Here is a 15,215-nt window from a genome sequence, read left to right as displayed (position 1 = left end):
GCGACCAAAAACCAAGCAGGTCAGACGGGCTGTGAAGCCCTTCTGACCTGCTGGGTAGGCATGTGTCCAGAAACCGGCGGAAGCGCTAGTTCTTCTGGATCTGGTCGAAGCTGAGCTCGACCGGGGTCTCGCGGCCGAAGATCTCGACGAGGCCCTTGACCTTCTTCGAGTCGGCGTTGATCTCGTTGATCGTTGCCTGAAGCGTGGCGAACGGGCCGTCGGTGACGGTGACCGAGTCGCCCACCTCGAAGTCCAGCACCTGGACCTCGACCTTGCGGGACGGAGCCGGCTTGCCCTCGGCCTCGGCGGCCTCGCGGGCGGCCTTCTCCTCGGCCTCCGGGGCGAGCATCTTGACGATCTCGTCCAGGGTCAGCGGGTACGGGTCGTAGGCGTTGCCCACGAAGCCGGTGACACCCGGCGTGTTCCGCACGACGCCCCAGGACTCGTTCGTCAGGTCCATGCGCACCAGCACGTAGCCGGGGAGCTTGTTCTGCCGGACGTTCTTGCGCTCGCCGTTCTTGATCTGGACGATTTCCTCCTCAGGCACCTCGGCCTGATAGACGAACTCCTCCACGTTGAGCGAGACGGCGCGCTGCTCCAGGTTGGCCTTGACGCGCTTCTCGTACCCGGCGTACGTGTGGATGACGTACCACTCGCCGGGGAGGGTGCGGAGCTCCTCGCGCAGGGCGGTGACGGGGTCGACGGGGGCGGCCGGCTCGGCCTCTTCCTCGTCGGCGCTCTCGTCGTCGGCGCTCTCGTCGTCGGCGCTCTCGTCGTCGGCGCTCTCGTCGTCGGCGCTCTCGTCGTCGGCGCTCTCGTCGTCGGCCTCGGCCTCGACGGCTTCCTCGTCCTCGGCGACCTCGGCGGTGACGGCGTCGCCGTCCACCTCGGCCGTCTCATCGGCGATGGTGTCCACAGCGGTCTCGGTGACCTCGGCCTGATCGGCCTTCTCGGAATCAGCAGCCTCAACGATGCCGAGCTCGTCCTTGGCGGACTCGAAGGCGCCAGCCTCGGGCTCGACGGCGTCGTTCAGGTTCGGGTCAGACACGATGGCTGCTTCTTCCTGGATACAAAGGGGTGGAACGTGCGGTGGGGGCGCCGGTCGGACGCCTTCCGCCGGCTCAGCCGAAGACGTACTTGATGACCCGCGCGAATCCCATGTCAAGAACGGTAACAAGACCAATCATGACAACGACGAACACAATCACCACACTGGTGTATGTCGTCAGCTGGTTGCGAGTCGGCCAGACAACCTTACGGAGTTCGGCGACGATCTGGCGGTAGAACAGCGCGAGACGGCCCAGAGGACCCTTCTTGCCGCGCTTGCCGCCCTTCCGAGTCTTCTTGCTGGACTCGGGGGATTCATCCTCAGCATCAGGCATGTCGATGGAGCCCACGGCGTCCGTCACGCTTCTCACCTGATTCCGGGTCGTGGCCGTGCCGCGCCCGGTGGAGCCGCACGGCTGTGCAATGAAGTACGTACATGCGCACACATCCTGGCGAAGGAGTGTGTAGCAGGGCCGGAGGGACTTGAACCCCCAACCGCTGGTTTTGGAGACCAGTGCTCTACCAATTGAGCTACGACCCTTTGGTGGTTTCCACCAACCTACCGCATCTTTCCCGGTGCCCGGGTGCAGGAACGGTGCGGCTGGTGAAGGCCAACGACAGGTGAGTGTACGTGCTCGGGGCCGCCGCGTCGAACAGACAACTACCGACCGGTCCTGTCCGGTTCCCGTCCGAGTCCTGTCCGGTCCCTGAAACCCGTGTGCCGAAGGGTTTTCCGGTCTGGGAGCATGGGGCCCATGAGCGCTGCAACTTCTCCGTCCGAGCGCCGGGTTTCCGCCCGCATCGGTGCGATCTCCGAGTCCGCGACCCTCGCCGTCGACGCCAAGGCCAAGGCCCTCAAGGCCGCTGGGCGTCCGGTGATCGGCTTCGGTGCCGGCGAGCCCGACTTCCCGACCCCCGGCTACATCGTCGACGCCGCGGTCGAGGCCTGCCGCAACCCGAAGTACCACCGCTACACCCCGGCCGGCGGGCTCCCCGAGCTCAAGGCCGCCATCGCAGAGAAGACGCTGCGGGACTCCGGCTACGAGGTCGACGCCGGCCAGATCCTGGTGACCAACGGCGGCAAGCAGGCCATCTACGAGGCCTTCGCGGCGATCCTCGACCCGGGCGACGAGGTCATCGTCCCCGCCCCGTACTGGACCACCTACCCCGAGTCGATCCGGCTCGCCGGCGGTGTCCCGGTCGAGGTCGTCGCCGACGAGACCACCGGCTACCGGGTCTCCGTCGAGCAGCTGGAGGCCGCGCGCACCGAGAGGACGAAGGTCGTCCTCTTCGTCTCGCCGTCCAACCCGACCGGCGCCGTCTACAGCGAGGCCGACGCCGAGGCGATCGGCCGCTGGGCCGTCGAGCACGGCCTGTGGGTCATGACCGACGAGATCTACGAGCACCTCGTCTACGGCGACGCGACCTTCACCTCGCTCCCGGCGATCGTGCCGGAGCTGCGCGACAAGTGCATCGTCGTCAACGGCGTCGCCAAGACGTACGCGATGACCGGCTGGCGGGTGGGGTGGATCATCGGCCCGAAGGACGTCGTCAAGGCCGCGACCAACCTCCAGTCGCACGCCACCTCCAACGTCTCCAACGTCGCCCAGATCGCCGCGCTCGCCGCCGTCTCCGGCCCGCTGGACGCCGTCGCGGAGATGCGCACCGCCTTCGACCGCCGCCGCAACCTCATCGTGCGGATGCTCAACGAGATCGACGGCGTGCTCTGCCCGGAGCCCGAGGGCGCGTTCTACGCCTACCCGTCGGTGAAGGGGCTGCTCGGCAAGGAGATCCGCGGCAAGCGCCCGTCCGACTCGGTCGAGCTCGCGGCCCTCATCCTGGACGAGGCCGAGGTCGCCGTCGTCCCCGGCGAGGCCTTCGGCACCCCCGGCTACCTCCGCCTCTCCTACGCGCTCGGCGACGACGACCTCATCGAGGGCGTCTCCCGGCTCCAGAAGCTGCTGGGCGAGGCCAAGGCCTGAGAAGCCCGCGGAATTGTGCCCCCGGCCGCCTCGGCCGGGGGCGCTTTTCGTCCCAGCCCCACTCCAAAGAGGAAAGCGGCTTCCGCTCCGGCCCGCCCGTGCGGCAGGATCTTCAAATGGAGCGTGATGTACGTCTGTTGCCCAAGGCCCACCTGCACCTGCACTTCACCGGGTCGATGCGGCCCACCACCCTGCTCGAACTCGCCGACAAGTACGGGGTCCACCTCCCTGACGCGCTGACCGGCGGCGAGCCGCCGAAGCTGCGGGCGACCGACGAGCGCGGCTGGTTCCGCTTCCAGCGGCTCTACGACATCGCCCGGTCCTGCCTCAGGTCCCCCGAGGACATCCACCGCCTGGTCCGCGAGAGCGCCCAGGAGGACGTCGCGGACGGCTCCGGCTGGCTGGAGATCCAGGTCGACCCCACCTCGTACGCCCCGCTGCTCGGCGGGCTGATCCCTGCCATCGAGATCATCCTCGACGCGGTGGACAGCGCCTCCCGGGACACCGGACTGGGGATGCGCGTGGTGATCGCGGCGAACCGGATGAAGCACCCGCTGGACGCCCGGACCCTGGCGCGCCTGGCCGTGCGGTATGCGGACCGGGGCGTCGTCGGGTTCGGGCTCTCCAACGACGAGCGGCGCGGCATGGCACGCGACTTCGACCGGGCCTTCGCCATCGCCCGTGAGGGCGGCCTGCTGGCGGCCCCGCACGGGGGGGAGCTCGCGGGCGCCTCCAGCGTGCGCGACTGCCTGGACGACCTGGACGCCTCGCGCATCGGCCACGGTGTCCGGGCGGCCGAGGATCCCCGGCTGCTGGCGCGGCTGGCCGAGCGCCAGGTGACCTGTGAGGTCTGCCCGTCCTCCAATGTGGCGCTCGGCGTCTACGAGAAGGCCGCGGACGTCCCCTTGCGTACCTTGTTCGACGCGGGGGTACCGATGGCGCTGGGCGCGGACGACCCGCTGCTGTTCGGATCCCGGCTGGCCGCGCAGTACGAGCTGGCCCGCCACCATCACGGCTTCACCGACGCGGAGCTGGCCGAGCTGGCCCGCCAGTCGGTGCGCGGATCGGCCGCGCCCGTCGGCGTACGGGACAAGCTGCTGTCCGGGATCGACGACTGGCTGGCTAGCTGATTCCGGCCAGCAAGGTGCGGGCGAGGGAGGCGGCGAACGCGTCCAGCGGCTGCGGGGGCGTGCCGCCGGGGAGCACGTCGTAGGCGAAGGCCCGCTGGGCGCAGGCGCCGAGCAGGAGTGAGGCGGCCGCGTAGGTGTCGGCCTCCGCTCGCACCCGGCCCGCGCGCTGTTCGGCCCGGAGGTAGGCGTCGAGCCCCTGGATGGGCATGTGGGGGCCGGCCCCGAGTTCCCGCAGCCCTTGTTCGTGGCGGCGCTTGAGCTGCGGTTCGGCGTACAGGGACGCGGCCATGGGGAACGTCTGCTCGTAGAAGAGGGCGGCCTGCCGGGCGACCTCGGTGAGGTTGGCCTCGACCCCGCCCTCCCCCGGGACCAGGTCGCCGAGCAGCCCGCCGAGCTTCGGCAGCCGCTCCTCGAGGACGGTCACGAAGAGCTCTTCCTTGCTGGGGAAGTACTTGTACAGCGCACCCTCCGAGCAGCCGGCCGCCCGCGCGATCTCTTTGGTGGTGGTCCGGGCGAGGCCGATGGAGAGCATCAGCTCGTGGGCGGCGTCGACGATGCGGACGCGGGCCGGCTTCGGCTCCATGGGGGTTCCCCTATGGCTTGACGGGTGGATGATCAGGCACTCACTCTAGAGGTGAGTGAACACTCACCCACCTAGGAGGGCGCATGCGGCTGACGGTGTTCGGAGCGACCGGGGGTGTCGGCCAGGAGCTCGTGGGGCAGGCGCTCGCGGCGGGCCATGAGGTGACGGTCGTGGTCCGCGACCCGGCAAGGCTCCCGGAGGCGTTCGGCGCCCTGGCGCTGCACGACGCCGTGTCGCTGGACGACCCGGCGGCGGTGCGCGCGGCGGTCGCGGGGCGGGACGCGGTGCTCTCGGGGCTCGGCTCGCGGAGCCGGAAGGCGGACGGGGTCGCCGAGCGGCTGACCGGACGGATCGTCGAGGCGATGGAGGCCGAGGGGGCTCGTCGGCTGGTGGTGGTGAGCGCGGCACCGGTCGGGCCGGTGCCGGCCGGTGAGCCCTTGGTGGACCGGTTGGCGCGCAAGGCGGTCGGGGCGGTTCTGGCGGAGCTGTACGCGGACCTCGCGCGGATGGAGGCGGCGCTGGAGCGAAGCACCACGGACTGGACCTCCGTACGGCCCCCGAAGCTGACGGACGGGCCGTGCACCGGCGTCTACCGCAAGGTGGTGGGCGGCGCGCCCCGCAGCAGCCGGTCCATCTCCCGGGCCGATGTGGCGCACGCGATGCTCGGGCTGATGGGCGACCCTGCGGCCGTGAGGCAGGGCGTGGGCGTCGCCTACTGAATGTCGTCGCGTGTCCTTGTAGGGCGACGTGCGACCTACAAGGAGACGCCGACCGTCACCGGCTCGTTGACCAGGGTGACGCCGAAGGCCGCGTGGACCCCGGTGACGACCTCACGGGCCAGCGCGAGGAGGTCCTCGGTGGTGGCCTCGCCGCGGTTGGTGAGAGCCAGGGTGTGCTTGGTGGAGATCCGGGCCGGGCCGCTGCCGTACCCCTTGGTGAAGCCGGCCCGGTCGATCAGCCAGGCCGCCGAGGTCTTGGTGCGGCCGTCCCCGGCGGAGAACGCCGGGGGCGTCACGTCCGGGCCGAGGCGCTCGTGGACCCGCGCCAGGAAGTCCTGGAACGCGGCCTCGTCGAGGATCGGGTTGGTGAAGAAGGACCCCGCGGACCAGGTGTCGTGGTCGTCCGGGTCCAGCACCATGCCCTTGCCGGCACGCAGCTTCAACACGGTTTCCCGGGCGGCGGAGGCGGGCACGCGCTCGCCCTGCTCGACGCCCATGGCCCTGGCGGTCTCCGGATACCTGAGGGGCGCGGAGAGGCCGCCCGCCTCTTCCAGCTCGAAGCGGACCCGGAGCACGACGAAACGGTCGGGTGCCGCCTTGAAGCGGCTGTGCCGGTACGAGAAGGAGCACTCCGCGTTCGGAAGGGTCACCGTCTCCCGGGTGTGCCGGTCGTAGGCGACGACCTCCGTGATCGTGGAGGACACCTCCTGGCCGTAAGCCCCGACGTTCTGGATGGGCGTCGCGCCGGCGGAGCCGGGGATCCCGGCCAGGCACTCGATGCCCGCGAGACCCGCCTCCACGGTCCGGGCGACGGCGTCGGTCCAAGGCTCACCGGCCGCCAGCTCCAGCGACGTACCGGAGAGCGTGAATCCCTTGGTGGCGATCCGCAGCGCCGTGCCGTCGAAGCCCTTGTCGCCGATGACCAGGTTGGAGCCGCCGCCGATGACGAGCAGCGGGGTGCCGCTCGCGTCGGCCTCGCGTACGGCGGCGACCACCTCGGCGTCGGTGGTGGCCGTCAGGAGGCGGGTGGCGGGGCCGCCGAGCCGGAAGGTGGTCAGGGGGGCGAGGGGGGCATCGTGGAGTTCCTGCACGGGGACAAGAGTACGGTCCGCGCCCCCGCCGCTGGGGCGGGGCCACGGACCGTACAGGTAGCGCGTGGGGTGTCAGGCGAGCCGGAGCACCCGTACTGCTTCCGCGTGGACCTCAGGCGAGCCGGACGACGGCGCGGGACATGCCCAGCACCTTCTTGCCGTCGCACACGGCCACCAGGTCCACCCGGACCAGGTTGTCCTCCAGCTTGGCCGCGACCTTGCCGCTGACCTCGATCAGCGCGCCCTTGTCGTCGTTGGGCACGACGACCGGCTTGGTGAACCGCACTCCGTATTCGACGACCGCGCCCGGGTCCCCTGCCCAGTCCGTGACCACGCGGATCGCCTCGGCCATCGTGAACATGCCGTGTGCGATCACATCCGGCAGCCCGACCTCGAGCGCGAACTTCTCGTTCCAGTGGATCGGGTTGAAGTCGCCCGACGCACCGGCGTACTGCACGAGCGTCGCCCGCGTCACCGGGAACGACTGCGCGGGCAGCTCCGTACCGACCTCGACCGACCCGTAGGAGACCTTCGCCGTCATCACGCCTCCTCGGCGGCGCGTGCCACCAGCTTCGTGAGCGCCGTGACGACCAGCTCGCCGGCCTCGTCGTGCACATCCCCGCGGATGTCCACGATGTCGTTGCCCGCCATGGACTTGATGGTCTCGATCGTGGAGGTGACCGTCAGCCGGTCGCCCGCCCGTACCGGACGCACGTAAGAGAACTTCTGGTCGCCGTGGACGACCCGGCTGTAGTCCAGGCCCAGCTGCGGGTCCTGCACCACCTCACCGGCCGCCCGGTAGGTGATGGAGAAGACGAAAGTGGGGGGCGCGATCACATCGGCATGGCCGAGCGCGCGGGCCGCCTCCACATCGATGTACGCCGGATGGGTGTCACCCACTGCCTCGGCGAACTCGCGGATCTTCTCCCGGCCTACCTCGTACGCCGGGGTGGGCGGATACGTCCGCCCCACGAAGGACTGGTCGAGCGCCATGAGCTCGCTACCTCCTGATGGAAAGACGAATAAGGGCACGCCCCGGTGCGGGGATGTACCCCGGACAACGACACGAGGCCGCCCCCAGAGGGGACGGCCTCGTGTACGAGCCTGATTCAGCGCGTTTCGCGGTGCGCGGTGTGCGAGTTGCAGCGCGGGCAGTGCTTCTTCATCTCAAGACGGTCCGGGTTGTTACGCCGGTTCTTCTTGGTGATGTAGTTCCGCTCCTTGCACTCCACGCAGGCCAGCGTGATCTTCGGGCGGACGTCGGTGGCAGCCACGTGAGTGCTCCTTGGACGGACGATGGACGGATGAACGCATAAAAGAGTAGCCGATCGAAGGACCGACCCAACAATCGGCTACCGTTAGTAGCGGTGACCGGACTTGAACCGGTGACACAGCGATTATGAGCCGCTTGCTCTACCGACTGAGCTACACCGCTTTGATGATCGGTCCCCCCGCCGAAGCGGGGTTTCCCGATCACCAGAGCCCCAATGCGGAATCGAACCGCAGACCTTCTCCTTACCATGGAGACGCTCTACCGACTGAGCTATTGGGGCGAGCGAGGAAGACATTACACGCTCTCCGGCCGATCGCCCAAATCCGTTTCGGCCCCACGCTCCGGCCGTCGGTCCGGGCCCGTCCACACCCCCTGATCAGGCCTTGATCCAGTCCGCGTCCTCCTCCGGACGGACCCGTTCCGCGCGTCGATGCGGGGGGACCGGTACGACTAATGGGCTCCTCCCGGAAGCCGCCGTGCCACGCGTCCCGGACCCGGTCATGATCGGCGGAACACCCCCTTGAGAGCCTGCCGGGATCACCCCGCCATCCCCGGGCCCGACCCCCTCCGTGTGATCTTGCACCCCTCCCAGGAGCGCGATGCCCGACAGCCGGCCGCGGCGGCCCGACGACAGCGCACCCGACGGCGCCGAAGCGGCCACCACCGACCCCGCCCCCACCCTCGTCCTGAGCGGCGCCCGCCTGACCGACGGCCGCGCCGTCGACGTACGCCTGAGCGGCAGCCGTATCGAGGCCGTCGGCACGTCGGGCAGCCTCACCGCCCGTGGCCCCCGCATCGACCTGCGCGGCTACCTCCTGCTCCCCGCCCCGGCCGAGCCCCACGCCCACGGCGACACCGCCCTCACAGCCGACGGCGCCGGGCCCGACGGCCCGGGGCCCGCCTCCCACCGCACCGAGGACATCCAGCGCCGCGCCACGGACGCCGCCCTCCTCCAGCTCGGCCACGGCGCCACCGCCCAGCGCGCCCACGTCCGCATCGGCGACGTCCAGGGCCTCGCCGCGCTGGAGGCCGTCCTGCAGGCCCGCCGGGCCCTGCGCGGCCTCGCCGACCTGACCGCGGTCGCCGTCCCCCGCCTGCTCACCGGCGTCGCCGGGGCCGACGGCCTCGCCATGCTGCGCGACGCCGTGAAGATGGGCGCCGCGGTCGTCGGCGGCTGCCCCGACCTGGACCCCGACCCCGCCGGCTACACCGCGGCCGTCCTGGAGGTAGCCGCCGAGCACGGCCGTCCCGTCGACCTGCACACCGACGGCGACGACCCCGCCCGCCTCGCCCGCCTGGCCGCCATGGCCGGGGGCCTGCGCCCCGGGGTCGCCATCGGCCCCTGTGCCGGCCTCGCCCACCTCCCCCTGGAGGCCGCGAGCCGGGCCGCCGATCAGCTGGCCGCCGCGGGCGTCACGGTCGTCTGCCTCCCCCAAGGGGGCTGTACGGGCTCCGAACGCCGCGCGACCACCCCCGTACGCCTCCTGCGCTCCGCGGGCGTACGCGTGGCTGCGGGCAGCGGCGCACTCCGCGACACGGCCAACCCCGTGGGGCGCGGAGACCCGTTGGAGGCCGCGTACCTCCTCGCCTCGCAGCACGGCCTGCGCGCCGAACACGCCTACGCCGCGGTCTCCACCACCGCCCGTGCCGCCCTCGGCCTGCCCGACGTCCGCGTGGAGGCGGGCTTCCCCGCCGAACTCCTCGCCGTACGCGGTGAACAGCTCTCCGCCGTGCTCTCCCTCGCCTACAGCCGCATCGTCGTCCACCGCGGCCGGATCGTCGCGCGCACCAGCGCCGTACGCGAATACTGCGACTCCGACCCCGATACGAGCGCCGGCCCCGATCTCCCCCGCCAGGGGCGACCCGACTCCGGTACCGGGCCCAAGAGCTGAGCACGCGGCGGCCGCCGGGCGTACGGTCGGAGGTATGCGCATTGTCATCGCAGGTGGACACGGACAGATCGCACTGCGGCTGGAGCGGCTGCTCGCCGCACGCGGAGATGAAGCCGTGGGGATCATCCGCAACCCCCAACAGAGCCAGGACCTCACCGACATCGGCGCCGAACCTGCCGTGCTGGACCTCGAATCGGCCTCCGTGGAGGAGACCGCGGAGGTGCTGCGCGGGGCCGACGCGGCCGTCTTCGCGGCAGGCGCCGGACCGAACAGCGGCACCGCCCGCAAGGACACCGTCGACCGGGGCGCCGCCGTCCTCTTCGCCGACGCGGCCCAGGCCGCCGGCGTACGCCGGTACATCGTCGTCTCCTCCATGGACGCCGACCCCGACCACCCCGGCGACGAGGTGTTCGACGTCTACCTCCGGGCTAAGGGCGCGGCGGACGCCGACGTACGCTCCCGCTCCGCGCTCGACTGGACGATCCTGCGCCCCGGGATGCTCACCAACGACGCGGGCAACGGACAGATCCTGCTCGCCGCGAAGACCGGGCGCGGCCCGATCCCCCGCGACGACGTGGCTGCGACGCTCCTGGAGCTTCTGGACACCCCGGCGACGGCGGGCCTGACCCTCGAGGTCATCTCCGGGAACGTGCCGGTCACGGTGTCCGTGAAGGACGTCGCGGGCAACTGAAGCAGTGGCTGACGACTGCCGGGAACGAGGAAGCCCCCGACCAGAAGGACTGGTCGGGGGCTTCGTTCGCGTGGCGGCGCCAGGGTTCGAACCTGGGTAGGCTGAGCCGGCAGATTTACAGTCTGCTCCCTTTGGCCACTCGGGCACACCGCCTCGGACGACGCGTCGGATCCCCACTGGTGAGCTCCTTGGCGACGACGTAAACAATACCTGATGGCCAGGGGTGCTCCGCCACCTCATTGATCAGCAGCCGGAGGGTGCGGCGGTGGCTAGGCTTTGCGCTGTATCCCACGCACATTCGACGCAAGGAGCCACACGTCATGGCCGACTCCAGTTTCGACATCGTCTCGAAGGTCGAGCGGCAGGAGGTCGACAACGCCCTCAACCAGGCCGCCAAGGAGATCTCCCAGCGTTACGACTTCAAGGGCACGGGCGCCTCGATCTCGTGGTCCGGCGAGAAGATCCTGATGGAGGCGAACGGCGAGGAGCGGGTCAAGGCGATCCTCGACATCTTCCAGTCCAAGCTGATCAAGCGGGGCATCTCGCTGAAGTCGCTGGACGCCGGTGAGCCGCAGCTCTCCGGCAAGGAGTACAAGATCTTCGCCACGATCGAGGAAGGCATCTCCCAGGAGAACGCCAAGAAGGTGGCGAAGATCATCCGCGACGAGGGCCCCAAGGGCGTCAAGGCACAGGTCCAGGGTGACGAGCTGCGCGTCAGCTCGAAGAGCCGGGACGACCTGCAGACCGTGCAGGCGCTCCTGAAGGGCCAGGACTTCGACTTCGCGGTGCAGTTCGTGAACTACCGGTAGGACGATTCGTGAGCGAGAAGGGGCACGCCGTCGGGACCGGCCTCGACGGGGTGCCTCTCCGCGTGCAGGGGGGCGTCCCTGGCTCCGTGTCCGAAATCCGCCGGTGATGGGTGCGGGGTGCGGAGCAGACTGGCCGGTGCGGGTCCGGGTTCACCAGGTCCGCGGTTCGGCGGTTCGGCGGTTCAGCGGTTCGGCGGTTCGGCAGTTCGTCGGTTCAGCAGTTCGTCGGTTCAGCGGTTCGTCGGTTCAGCGGTTCAGCAGCGAGGAAGTGAGCGGTCGTGACGACGGTGTACACGCGGCGGACCAGTCCGCTGGGCGAGTTGCTGCTGGTGGCCGAGTCGGACGGTACGTGTGAGGGGCTGCGGCTGGTGTCGCTGTCCGTGCCCGGGCAGAAGGGCGGTGCGGTCGTCCAGGAGGGGTGGCTGCCGGCGCCCGAGCTGTTCGCGGGGGTCGTCGCGCAGGTGGCGGCGTACTTCGCGGGGCGGTCGAAGCGGTTCGACGTGCCGTTCGCCGAAGGCGTGGGTACGGAGTTCCAGCGGCGCGTCTGGGCGGTGGTCGAGTCGATCCCGTACGGGCAGACGCTGTCGTACGGGGAGGTCGCCGCGCGGGTGGGGACCTCGGGCACGGGGGTTCGGGCGGTGGGGACGGCCATCGGGCGCAACCCGTTGCTGGTCGTGCGGCCGTGCCACCGGGTGATCGGCGCGGACGGGGCGTTGCGGGGGTACGCGGGTGGCCTGGAGCGCAAGCAGGTGCTGCTCGGGCTGGAGGGGGCCGCGTGTGTGGAGCGGGTTGCGAGGGCCGGCGGCTGAGGGTGGTGTGACGGGTGGTCTCGCGTGGGGTTCCGGCGGTTTCGGGCGGGCTGTTCCCCCGGCCCCGGCAGGTGGTCGCGCCGGGCGCCGTGCACATACCGGAGTGGCTCCCGGTGGAGCGCCGACGGGAGTTGGTGGCGGCGTGCCGGGAGTGGGCGCGGGGGCCGGTTCCGTTGCGGCACACGGTGTTGCCGGGCGGCGGCGTGATGTCGGTGCGGACGGTGTGCCTGGGGTGGCACTGGCAGCCGTACCGGTACACGCGTACCGCCGACGATGTGAACGGCGCCCCGGTGGCCCCGGTGCCGCAGTGGCTGGTCGCGCTGGGGCGTGCGGCGGTGGCGGAGGCGTTCGGGGACGACGGCGCGGCGGAGGCGTTCACTCCGGACACCGCGCTGATCAACTTCTACGACGCCGCGGCGCGGATGGGCATGCACCAGGACAAGGAGGAGCGGTCGGTCGCTCCGGTGGTGTCGTTGAGCATCGGGGCGACGTGCGTGTTCCGCTTCGGGAACGCCGAGGGTCGCGGACAGCCCTACACGGACGTGGAGTTGGTCTCCGGGGATCTCTTCGTCTTCGGCGGCCCGTCGCGCTTCGCGTTCCACGGGGTGCCGAAGGTGTACGCCGGATCGGCCGACCCGGATGCGGGGATGCGGGCCGGCCGGCTGAATGTGACGTTGCGGGAGACGGGGCTGAACTGAGCGGCGGGCGCGGCGCGGTCAGCGGCGTTCGCGGGAGTTGCCGAAGATCAGCCGGTAGAGGATCAGCAGGACCAGGGAGCCGGCGATGGCGGCGATCCAGGTCGCGGTGTCGTAGAAGTCGTTGCTGATGGGACGGTCGAGGAACTGGCTGGAGAGCCAGCCTCCGACGAAGGCACCGGCGACGCCGATGATGGTGGTCCCGATGATGCCGCCCGGGTCGCGGCCCGGGAGCAGGATTTTGGCTATGACTCCGGCGAGCAGCCCAAGAATGATCCAACCGACAATGCCCATGTCGCTGCTCCTACCCCTTGCTCGGTGTTGGAACACAAGACGCAGCGAGCATGCGTTCGGTTGCTTGGTGCGCGGTCGGCGAGGGAGGCGGGCGGCGAGTAAGGCCAGCCCGCACACCTATCGCGGCGTGTCGCCTCCCGGCTCCCGTTCCGGCCCAGCGCCGTCGCGCACGGCGGCCTCCAGTACGCGGATGTCCTCGGCGTCCTTGGCGCGGCGCGGGCGGCCGGCAATCCAGACCGGCGTCATCCGCTTGATCTCGATCTGGGCGGCGGGGCTGATGACCGGACAGGCCGTCGTGCCGATGTGGCCGAGCGGGCCGTCGAGCATGCCGTCCGGCCACCGCTCGCCGGCCCAGGGGCCGCCCCCGACCACGGCGTGGCCGGAGCCGTCCTCGTCCAGCAGGGCGAAGCTGCTCTCCTCGCCCTGCTTCCCGAAGTCGCGCTGCTGGTCGGCGGGCGGGCCGGAGAGGAGCGTCCAGCCCGACCGCAGCAGTTCACGGGCGAGGCGCTCAGCGTCCTGCTTCCGGGCGAACCAGTCGATGTCCGTGTGGTCGCGGGTGGGTGAGCCGAGGAAGAAGTCCATGGCCCAGCCGCCGCGGAGCCAGAGGTCCACGCCGAGTGCGTCGGCGATCCGGGTCGTTTCGGCGATCAGCCGGAGCTGGCGGTGCGTGCGTTCCCTGTCCACGGCTGGGGAGGGTACGCGGGTCGCTCCGGGCCCGTCAGCTGCATTTACGGGTCCTGGCGAGCGGCGAACGGCTGGTCCGTGGGGACGATCTCCTTGCCGAAGGGCAGGAGCGAGACGGGGATCAGCTTGAAGTTGGCGACGCCCAGGGGGATGCCGATGATCGTGATGCAGAGGGCGATGCCGGTGGTGATGTGGCCGAGGGCGAGCCACCATCCGGCGAGGACCAGCCAGAGGACGTTGCCGACGCAGGAGGGCGAGCCGGCGTCCCTGCGGTCGACGACGGTGTAGCCGAAGGGCCAGAGCGCGTACACCCCGATCCTGAAGGCGGCGACGCCGAACGGGATGCCGATGATGGTGATGCAGAGCAGGACGCCTGCGAGGAGATAGCCGAGGAACATCCAGAAGCCGCACAGGACGAGCCAGATGATGTTCAGGATGGTTTTCATGGGCGGCGACCTGCCATCTGTTCCAGTCGGGCGATGCGCTCCGCCATCGGCGGATGGGTGGAGAACATCTTGGCCATCCCCTGTCCGGGACGGAAGGGGTTCGCGATCATCATGTGGCTCGCGGTCTCGATCCTGGGTTCCGGGGGCAGCGGGAGCTGTTTCGTTCCTGCGTCGAGTTTGCGCAGGGCGCTGGCGAGGGCGAGCGGGTCGCCGGTGAGCTGAGCTCCGGAGGCGTCGGCCTCGTACTCGCGGGACCGGCTGACCGCGAGCTGGATGACGGACGCGGCGAGCGGCCCCAGGATCATGATCAGGAGCATGCCCAGGAGGCCGGGTCCTTCGTCGTCGTTGGAGCGGCCGATGGGGATGAGCCAGGCGAAGTTGACCAGGAACATGACGACGGAGGCGAGGGCTCCGGCGACGGAGGAGATGAGGATGTCCCGGTTGTAGACGTGGCTGAGCTCGTGGCCCAGGACTCCTCGCAGCTCCCGCTCGTCGAGGATCTGGAGGATGCCCTCGGTGCAGCAGACGGCCGCGTTGCGCGGATTGCGGCCCGTGGCGAAGGCGTTGGGCGCCTGGGTCGGTGAGATGAAGAGGCGGGGCATCGGCTGACGGGCCGCGGTGGAGAGCTCGCGGACGATCCGGTAGAGCTGTGGCGCTTCGAATTCGCTGACAGGGCGGGCCCGCATGGCCCGCAGGGCCAGCTTGTCGCTGTTCCAGTAGGCGTAGGCGTTGGTGCCGACGGCCACGACGAGGGCGATGACGAGGCCCGTACGTCCGAAGAAGCTGCCGGTCATGATGATGAGTGCGGACAGGCCCCCGAGGAGTACGGCGGTTTTCAGCCCGTTGTGCCGGCGGTGCACGGTACGCCCTCCAAGTGGTGCAGCAGGGGAACCCTTTGCATGGTGGTGCTCCACTCCCCCAGTGGAGCCTCCCGTACTGGTCAACGCCAGGCGAGGGGAGCTAGTTCCCTTGTGCGTGCGGCCGGAGGGCGGGGCCGCTCCGGCGTGATCCGGCCGGTTCCGGCTCCTGGCCCGTACGGCGTGGCGCTGGGCCGCACGGGTTTGGGGGCG

19 protein-coding genes and 4 tRNA genes are annotated in these 15,215 nt (G+C 70.4%); 8 read left to right on the top strand and 15 right to left on the bottom strand.

Annotated features, from left to right (window positions below):
- Positions 1–85: 85 nt before the first annotated feature.
- From nusG to ABZ154_RS07285, 3 genes are all read right to left on the bottom strand, one after another.
- Positions 86–1,048 carry a transcription termination/antitermination protein NusG gene (nusG, locus tag ABZ154_RS07295; protein ID WP_356829911.1) on the bottom strand — a complete coding sequence of 321 codons (963 nt, stop codon included), beginning with the start codon at positions 1,046–1,048 and terminating at the stop codon, positions 86–88.
- Positions 1,049–1,121: 73 nt separating this feature from the next.
- Positions 1,122–1,409, bottom strand: a complete 288-nt coding sequence (gene secE / locus ABZ154_RS07290) for a preprotein translocase subunit SecE (RefSeq protein WP_356829909.1) — start codon at positions 1,407–1,409, stop codon at positions 1,122–1,124.
- Positions 1,410–1,515: 106 nt separating this feature from the next.
- Positions 1,516–1,588 (bottom strand) — tRNA-Trp (locus ABZ154_RS07285).
- 214 nt (positions 1,589–1,802) lie between these two features.
- Between ABZ154_RS07285 and ABZ154_RS07280 the strand changes: the two genes are divergently transcribed.
- Both ABZ154_RS07280 and ABZ154_RS07275 read left to right on the top strand, forming a co-directional pair.
- Positions 1,803–3,029: a pyridoxal phosphate-dependent aminotransferase gene (locus tag ABZ154_RS07280; RefSeq protein WP_356829907.1), complete on the top strand. Its 1,227-nt coding sequence runs from the start codon at positions 1,803–1,805 to the stop codon at positions 3,027–3,029.
- Positions 3,030–3,145: 116 nt separating this feature from the next.
- Entirely contained in the window at positions 3,146–4,159 is a 1,014-nt protein-coding gene (locus tag ABZ154_RS07275) for an adenosine deaminase (RefSeq protein ID WP_356829905.1), read from the top strand.
- On the opposite strand, the gene ABZ154_RS07270 is transcribed toward ABZ154_RS07275, so the two are convergent.
- Positions 4,152–4,742 (bottom strand): TetR/AcrR family transcriptional regulator, encoded by a 591-nt coding sequence (locus tag ABZ154_RS07270; RefSeq protein WP_356829903.1) that lies wholly within the window; start codon positions 4,740–4,742, stop codon positions 4,152–4,154. The genes ABZ154_RS07275 and ABZ154_RS07270 overlap by 8 nt on opposite strands.
- Before the next feature lie 83 nt (positions 4,743–4,825).
- On the opposite strand from ABZ154_RS07270, the gene ABZ154_RS07265 reads away from it, so the two are divergent.
- The gene (locus ABZ154_RS07265) at positions 4,826–5,461 is read left to right on the top strand and encodes an NAD(P)H-binding protein (RefSeq protein WP_356829901.1); all 636 of its coding nucleotides are present in this window, start codon (positions 4,826–4,828) and stop codon (positions 5,459–5,461) included.
- A gap of 35 nt (positions 5,462–5,496) precedes the next feature.
- Here the strand turns inward: ABZ154_RS07265 and ABZ154_RS07260 are convergent, their stop codons facing one another.
- The 6 genes from ABZ154_RS07260 to ABZ154_RS07235 all read right to left on the bottom strand — a co-directional run bounded on the left by ABZ154_RS07260 (position 5,497) and on the right by ABZ154_RS07235 (position 8,105).
- The gene (locus ABZ154_RS07260) at positions 5,497–6,552 is read right to left on the bottom strand and encodes a UDP-N-acetylmuramate dehydrogenase (RefSeq protein WP_356829899.1); all 1,056 of its coding nucleotides are present in this window, start codon (positions 6,550–6,552) and stop codon (positions 5,497–5,499) included.
- Positions 6,553–6,664: 112 nt separating this feature from the next.
- Positions 6,665–7,093 (bottom strand): MaoC family dehydratase, encoded by a 429-nt coding sequence (locus ABZ154_RS07255; protein ID WP_093693486.1) that lies wholly within the window; start codon positions 7,091–7,093, stop codon positions 6,665–6,667.
- Positions 7,093–7,545, bottom strand: a complete 453-nt coding sequence (locus tag ABZ154_RS07250) for a MaoC family dehydratase N-terminal domain-containing protein (protein ID WP_356829897.1) — start codon at positions 7,543–7,545, stop codon at positions 7,093–7,095. The genes ABZ154_RS07255 and ABZ154_RS07250 overlap by 1 nt, the downstream gene beginning before the upstream one ends.
- Before the next feature lie 116 nt (positions 7,546–7,661).
- Positions 7,662–7,826 carry a 50S ribosomal protein L33 gene (gene rpmG / locus ABZ154_RS07245; RefSeq protein ID WP_003956487.1) on the bottom strand — a complete coding sequence of 55 codons (165 nt, stop codon included), beginning with the start codon at positions 7,824–7,826 and terminating at the stop codon, positions 7,662–7,664.
- An 88-nt stretch (positions 7,827–7,914) separates the two neighbouring features.
- Positions 7,915–7,987, bottom strand: a tRNA-Met gene (locus tag ABZ154_RS07240).
- A 45-nt stretch (positions 7,988–8,032) separates the two neighbouring features.
- Positions 8,033–8,105: transfer RNA gene (locus tag ABZ154_RS07235), tRNA-Thr, on the bottom strand.
- Between the two features lie 319 nt (positions 8,106–8,424).
- On the opposite strand from ABZ154_RS07235, the gene ABZ154_RS07230 reads away from it, so the two are divergent.
- Both ABZ154_RS07230 and ABZ154_RS07225 read left to right on the top strand, forming a co-directional pair.
- Positions 8,425–9,717 (top strand): amidohydrolase family protein, encoded by a 1,293-nt coding sequence (locus ABZ154_RS07230; RefSeq protein WP_356829895.1) that lies wholly within the window; start codon positions 8,425–8,427, stop codon positions 9,715–9,717.
- A 34-nt stretch (positions 9,718–9,751) separates the two neighbouring features.
- A complete protein-coding gene (locus ABZ154_RS07225; RefSeq protein WP_356829893.1) occupies positions 9,752–10,408 on the top strand; it encodes an SDR family oxidoreductase in 657 nt (218 codons plus the stop codon).
- A 71-nt stretch (positions 10,409–10,479) separates the two neighbouring features.
- Here the strand turns inward: ABZ154_RS07225 and ABZ154_RS07220 are convergent.
- Positions 10,480–10,561 (bottom strand) — tRNA-Tyr (locus ABZ154_RS07220).
- A 167-nt stretch (positions 10,562–10,728) separates the two neighbouring features.
- Between ABZ154_RS07220 and ABZ154_RS07215 the strand changes: the two genes are divergently transcribed.
- From ABZ154_RS07215 to ABZ154_RS07205, 3 genes are all read left to right on the top strand, one after another.
- Positions 10,729–11,217 (top strand): YajQ family cyclic di-GMP-binding protein, encoded by a 489-nt coding sequence (locus ABZ154_RS07215; RefSeq protein WP_137232484.1) that lies wholly within the window; start codon positions 10,729–10,731, stop codon positions 11,215–11,217.
- A 278-nt stretch (positions 11,218–11,495) separates the two neighbouring features.
- Positions 11,496–12,026: a methylated-DNA--[protein]-cysteine S-methyltransferase gene (locus tag ABZ154_RS07210; RefSeq protein ID WP_356829891.1), complete on the top strand. Its 531-nt coding sequence runs from the start codon at positions 11,496–11,498 to the stop codon at positions 12,024–12,026.
- 14 nt (positions 12,027–12,040) lie between these two features.
- Positions 12,041–12,724 (top strand): alpha-ketoglutarate-dependent dioxygenase AlkB, encoded by a 684-nt coding sequence (locus ABZ154_RS07205; protein WP_356829889.1) that lies wholly within the window; start codon positions 12,041–12,043, stop codon positions 12,722–12,724.
- An 18-nt stretch (positions 12,725–12,742) separates the two neighbouring features.
- Here ABZ154_RS07205 and ABZ154_RS07200 read toward each other — a convergent pair whose 3' ends face one another.
- The 4 genes from ABZ154_RS07200 to htpX all read right to left on the bottom strand — a co-directional run bounded on the left by ABZ154_RS07200 (position 12,743) and on the right by htpX (position 15,005).
- Complete coding sequence (locus tag ABZ154_RS07200; RefSeq protein WP_356829887.1) at positions 12,743–13,015, bottom strand: GlsB/YeaQ/YmgE family stress response membrane protein; 273 nt, start codon at positions 13,013–13,015, stop codon at positions 12,743–12,745.
- A 117-nt stretch (positions 13,016–13,132) separates the two neighbouring features.
- Positions 13,133–13,699 (bottom strand): aminoglycoside adenylyltransferase, encoded by a 567-nt coding sequence (locus tag ABZ154_RS07195; RefSeq protein ID WP_356829886.1) that lies wholly within the window; start codon positions 13,697–13,699, stop codon positions 13,133–13,135.
- Positions 13,700–13,743: 44 nt separating this feature from the next.
- Entirely contained in the window at positions 13,744–14,145 is a 402-nt protein-coding gene (locus ABZ154_RS07190) for a YccF domain-containing protein (RefSeq protein ID WP_356829884.1), read from the bottom strand.
- A complete protein-coding gene (gene htpX / locus ABZ154_RS07185) occupies positions 14,142–15,005 on the bottom strand; it encodes a zinc metalloprotease HtpX (protein WP_356829882.1) in 864 nt (287 codons plus the stop codon). Before htpX ends, ABZ154_RS07190 begins: the two co-directional genes overlap by 4 nt.
- Positions 15,006–15,215 lie beyond the last annotated feature (210 nt).

The organism is Streptomyces sp. NPDC006261 (genome assembly GCF_040613515.1).
Taxonomy (GTDB): Bacteria; Actinomycetota; Actinomycetes; order Streptomycetales; family Streptomycetaceae; genus Streptomyces.
The sequence above is the reverse complement of the archived record's forward strand: the minus strand, read 5'-3'. Positions and strand labels throughout refer to the sequence as shown.

Coding starts and splice junctions, on each gene's coding strand:
- ABZ154_RS07250 (WP_356829897.1), bottom strand. CDS start 7,545: ATGGCGCTCGACCAGTCCTTCGTGGGGCGGACGTATCCGCCCACCCCG.
- ABZ154_RS07200 (WP_356829887.1), bottom strand. CDS start 13,015: ATGGGCATTGTCGGTTGGATCATTCTTGGGCTGCTCGCCGGAGTCATA.
- ABZ154_RS07225 (WP_356829893.1), top strand. CDS start 9,752: ATGCGCATTGTCATCGCAGGTGGACACGGACAGATCGCACTGCGGCTG.
- ABZ154_RS07265 (WP_356829901.1), top strand. CDS start 4,826: ATGCGGCTGACGGTGTTCGGAGCGACCGGGGGTGTCGGCCAGGAGCTC.
- ABZ154_RS07230 (WP_356829895.1), top strand. CDS start 8,425: ATGCCCGACAGCCGGCCGCGGCGGCCCGACGACAGCGCACCCGACGGC.
- ABZ154_RS07280 (WP_356829907.1), top strand. CDS start 1,803: ATGAGCGCTGCAACTTCTCCGTCCGAGCGCCGGGTTTCCGCCCGCATC.
- ABZ154_RS07190 (WP_356829884.1), bottom strand. CDS start 14,145: ATGAAAACCATCCTGAACATCATCTGGCTCGTCCTGTGCGGCTTCTGG.
- ABZ154_RS07275 (WP_356829905.1), top strand. CDS start 3,146: ATGGAGCGTGATGTACGTCTGTTGCCCAAGGCCCACCTGCACCTGCAC.
- ABZ154_RS07255 (WP_093693486.1), bottom strand. CDS start 7,093: ATGACGGCGAAGGTCTCCTACGGGTCGGTCGAGGTCGGTACGGAGCTG.
- ABZ154_RS07270 (WP_356829903.1), bottom strand. CDS start 4,742: ATGGAGCCGAAGCCGGCCCGCGTCCGCATCGTCGACGCCGCCCACGAG.
- ABZ154_RS07215 (WP_137232484.1), top strand. CDS start 10,729: ATGGCCGACTCCAGTTTCGACATCGTCTCGAAGGTCGAGCGGCAGGAG.